Annotated in this window: 4 protein-coding genes and 1 pseudogene; 2 read left to right on the top strand and 3 right to left on the bottom strand. The window is 74.5% G+C overall.

Translation table 11 applies throughout. The features are described 5' to 3' along the window. Positions 1-134: 134 nt before the first annotated feature. Both FOE67_RS30820 and FOE67_RS19365 read right to left on the bottom strand, forming a co-directional pair. Positions 135-416: a hypothetical protein gene (locus FOE67_RS30820; RefSeq protein ID WP_438874256.1), complete on the bottom strand. Its 282-nt coding sequence runs from the start codon at positions 414-416 to the stop codon at positions 135-137. A gap of 123 nt (positions 417-539) precedes the next feature. Then, positions 540-1,319 (bottom strand): TetR/AcrR family transcriptional regulator, encoded by a 780-nt coding sequence (locus FOE67_RS19365; RefSeq protein ID WP_182666029.1) that lies wholly within the window; start codon positions 1,317-1,319, stop codon positions 540-542. A 158-nt stretch (positions 1,320-1,477) separates the two neighbouring features. On the opposite strand from FOE67_RS19365, the gene FOE67_RS19360 reads away from it, so the two are divergent. Both FOE67_RS19360 and FOE67_RS19355 read left to right on the top strand, forming a co-directional pair. Further along, positions 1,478-2,530: an ATP-binding cassette domain-containing protein gene (locus tag FOE67_RS19360; protein WP_182666026.1), complete on the top strand. Its 1,053-nt coding sequence runs from the start codon at positions 1,478-1,480 to the stop codon at positions 2,528-2,530. Further along, positions 2,527-3,249, top strand: a pseudogene (locus tag FOE67_RS19355) (ABC transporter permease); the annotation flags it as partial. The gene FOE67_RS19360 and the pseudogene FOE67_RS19355, both read left to right, overlap by 4 nt. A gap of 123 nt (positions 3,250-3,372) precedes the next feature. Here the strand turns inward: FOE67_RS19355 and FOE67_RS19350 are convergent. Continuing rightward, the coding region (locus FOE67_RS19350) for a M23 family metallopeptidase (RefSeq protein ID WP_182666031.1) at positions 3,373-3,801 on the bottom strand (429 nt) is incomplete at its 5' end.

Genomic DNA, 3,801 nt, shown 5'->3' with positions numbered 1-3,801 from the left:
CCACCGGCCCCTGAGCCCCCGCCGGCGACGGACTCGCGCCCGGGATCAGCGGCCCGGCGCGTTTTCCATCCCGGCACCCGGGCTCCCCGGCGCCCACCGGGAAGCCGGGCCTGCTCTCCGTGCGATCCGAGGAATCACGGCTCCTCGCCGAAGACGCGCCGGAAAGCCTCGGCATGGGGAACGCCGATCTCCCGGCCCCGGGCCTGCCGTGCGCGGGAGGCGAGCAGTGCGCGCCTCTCCTCCGATTCCAGTGCGTCACTCGGGGCTCCCCGCACCACCGTCCGTACGGCGGGGTCGAGTCCGTCGAACACCTCGCGCCACCGGTCGAGGCGGGAGTCCACGAGGACGACCTCCTCGTCGTCGCGGAGGGGGGTGGCGTGGCAGAACAGCACCTCGCCCATGCCCTCGATCGTCATGCGGACGGTGAGGGGCAGGGCGGCGAGCAGGTCGAGGTGGTCGGGGCGCAGTTGGGCGGCGGCCCACGGGACGCCGGGGGCGTAGCGGCGCCGCGTTCGCGGAGGACGGCCCGCCCCGGTCGTTCAGCCGTCCGCGCGGCCGGCGCCCGCGCGGCGGGTGAGCAGGGCCTCGACGCCGTCGAGGAGGAGGGCGAGGCCGGCCTCGAAGTCCTCGTCGGGGTCGGCCTCCGGGGGGCTGTCGAACATGCCCTCGCGGACGTGGCGGGCGAGGGTGGGGAACCGGTCGTCGGCCAGGACGCGGCCGAGCATCTCGCCGTAGACCCGGCCCCACTCCTGCGGCGCGACGCCGGTGCGCGCGCCGGCCCGTTCCATGGACAGGTCGCGCTGCCCCTCGGAGCGGACGTGTCCGGTGAGGAGCATCAACAGGCGGATCCGCTCGCCCGTGTCGAGGGCGGTGTTCCGCATCGCGGCGAGTCCGGCCTCCATCCAGGCCAGGTTGTTGGGACCCAGGGGCGGACCGCTGATGGGGATCTCCAGGACCCAGGGGCGGCGCCGGAAGACGGTCCGCATGTCGCGGGCGAGGTGCTCCAGCGCTCCCCGCCAGTCGTCCGGCCACCCGGCGGTGTCGGGGGTGCCGGAGGCGGCGTCGAGCATGAGGTCGCACAGGTCGTCCTTGCCGGGGACGTACCGGTACAGGGACATGGTGGTGACGTCCAGGGATTCGGCGACCCGGCGCATGGAGACGGCGGCCAGGCCCTCGGCGTCGGCGAGGTCCATCGCCGCGCGCACCACGGCCTCGACGCTCAGGCCGCCCCGGGGGCCGCGTCGGCCCGGTCGGACGGTGCCCCACAGCAGGTCGAGGGTGTGGGCGGGGCCGCGCCCGCCGCTCCCGGGGGAGCCCATGGTCGCCGCCTCGCTCTCGTGTCCCGATCCGTGACCGTCCGTCGGCGTCCGGTCGCGCCCATCCTAGGCGGCCGTGCGCGCAGGGAGATCGCGCACACCCCAAAACCGCGTATGGTGTACACCTGAGTATACGACGTACACGGTTTGGGGTGACGGGGATGACCGGGACGACAGGGGCGCACGCGCCACCGGACCCGACGACGGGGGCGGGGACCGCGATCCGCGCCGAGGGACTGCGCAAGCGATTCCGGGGGCACGAGGCGCTGCGCGGCCTGGACCTGCGGGTGCGGACCGGCACGGTGCACGGCCTGCTGGGGCCCAACGGATCGGGCAAGACGACGACGGTGCGGGTGCTCACCGGGCTGCTGCGCGCGGACGCCGGCCGGGCACTGGTGTGCGGGCACGACGTGGCGCGCGAGCCGGAGCGGGTCCGGGCCCGCATCGCGCTGACCGGCCAGTACGCGGCGGTGGACGAGACGTTGAGCGGCCGACAGAACCTGGTGATGTTCGGCCGGCTGGCGAAGCTGGGGCCCCGCCGGGCACGGCGCCGGGCCGAGGAACTGCTGGAGGAGTACGAGCTCACCGACGCCGCCCACCGGTCGGCCGGCACCTGGTCCGGTGGGATGCGGCGGCGCCTGGACCTGGCGGTGAGCCTGGTGCGGGTCCCGGAGGTGCTGTTCCTGGACGAGCCGACCACCGGTCTGGACCCGCGCAGCCGCAACCGGATGTGGAACGCGGTGCGGAACCTGGTGGCGGCCGGCACCACGGTGCTGCTGACCACCCAGTACCTGGAGGAGGCCGATCGCCTCGCGCACCGGATCACCGTGCTGGACGGGGGCCGGGTGGTCGCGGAGGGCACCCCGGAGCAGGTGAAGGCGGTGAGCGGCGGCGACCGCCTGGAGGTCGTGGTGCGCGACACCGGTGACCTGGTCGGGGCGGTGCGGCTGCTGGCCCGCCTGGGTGATGGGGAACCCCGGGTGGACCGGGAGGCCCGCCGGGTGGACGTGGAGGTGCGGGATCGGGTGACGGCGCTGTCGGTGGCGCTGCGGGAGTTGGAGGGCACCGGGGTGCGGGTGGAGGACATCGGCACCCGGCGACCGGGGCTGGACGAGGCGTTCCTGCGGCTGACCGGCCGCCCGCCGGCATCCGGGGCCGCGACGGGCGCGACGGACACACCGGGCACGACGGCGAACGGGGGTGCGGGACGATGAGCGGAACGACGACCGTTCGCCCGGGGATCGGCGGACCGGCGTCCGCGCCGGCGCCGTTGGTCCTCCCCCGCACCCGGCTCGGCCGGTTGCGGTGGGCGCTGGGGGACATCCGGGTGATGACCCGGCGCAACCTGGACCACGTGGTCCGCTCCCCCGAGGAGATCATCCTCTACTTCACGCTGCCGATCATGTTCGTGCTGGTCTTCGGCTACGTCTTCGGCAGCGGGATGGCGGTCACCGACGAGGGCTCCTACCGCGAGTACCTGCTGCCCGGGGTCTTCGTGATGACCATGCTCTACGGGATGGGGGCGACGGCCGGAGCGGTGGCGCAGGACGTGAGCCGGGGCGTGGTGGACCGGTTCCGGTCCATGCCGGTGGCCCGTTCCGCGCTCCCGGTGGGACGCGGGGCGGCGGACCTGGTGCGGGCGCTGCTGGAGTTGACGGTGCTGGTGGCCTGCGGGCTGCTGGTGGGCTGGCAGTGGCACCGGGGGTGGGGGTGGGCCGCGGCGGCGCTCGGGTTGATCCTGCTGCTGCGTCTCGCGATCACCTGGGTGGGGCTGTGGCTGGGGCTGCTGGTCCGCAATCCCGACACGGTCGGCGTCATCGTCTTCCCGCTGGCCTTTCCGCTGACCGCGCTGTCGAACGTGTTCGTGGCGCCGGAGCTGATGCCCGGTTGGTTGGCGACGATCGCGGCCTGGAACCCGTTGTCGGCGACGGTGGCGGCGTGCCGGGAGTTCTTCGGCAACCCCGGTGCGGGCGGGGACTCCTGGCCGGCCGCCCACGCGCCGCTGCTCGGGGTGGTGTGGCGATGGATCGGCGGTGCGGCCTCCTCGGCGGGTGCCTCAGATGGAGACGCCCTTGGAGCGCAGGTAGGACAGCGGGTCGATGTCCGTGCCGTAGCCCTGGCCGGTGCGGATCTCGAAGTGCAGGTGCGGGCCGGTGCTGTTGCCGGTGGAACCGACCAGACCGATCTGCTGCCCGGCGGAGACCGACTGGCCGGCGCTCACCGAGATGGAGGAGAGGTGGGCGTACTGGCTGAAGTGGCCGTCGGCGTGACGGATGATCACCTCGTTGCCGTACGAACCGCCCCAGCCGGCGGAGACGACGGTGCCGGGGGCGACCGCCTTGACGGTGGTGCCGGTGGGGGCGGAGAAGTCCACACCGGTGTGGTAGCCGCTGGCCCACATGGCGCCGGAGGCGCGGTAGGGGGTGGACGGCGCGGCGTCGACCGGGACGCTGAAGCCGACGGCGGCCGGGGCGGCCTGCGGGGC

The sequence above is a fragment of the Streptomyces calidiresistens genome (genome assembly GCF_014141525.1).
Lineage (GTDB): Bacteria > Actinomycetota > Actinomycetes > Streptomycetales > Streptomycetaceae > Streptomyces > Streptomyces calidiresistens.
The sequence above is the reverse complement of the archived record's forward strand: the minus strand, read 5'-3'. Positions and strand labels throughout refer to the sequence as shown.

Coding starts and splice junctions, on each gene's coding strand:
- FOE67_RS30820 (WP_438874256.1), bottom strand. CDS start 416: ATGACGATCGAGGGCATGGGCGAGGTGCTGTTCTGCCACGCCACCCCC.
- FOE67_RS19365 (WP_182666029.1), bottom strand. CDS start 1,319: ATGGGCTCCCCCGGGAGCGGCGGGCGCGGCCCCGCCCACACCCTCGAC.
- FOE67_RS19360 (WP_182666026.1), top strand. CDS start 1,478: ATGACCGGGACGACAGGGGCGCACGCGCCACCGGACCCGACGACGGGG.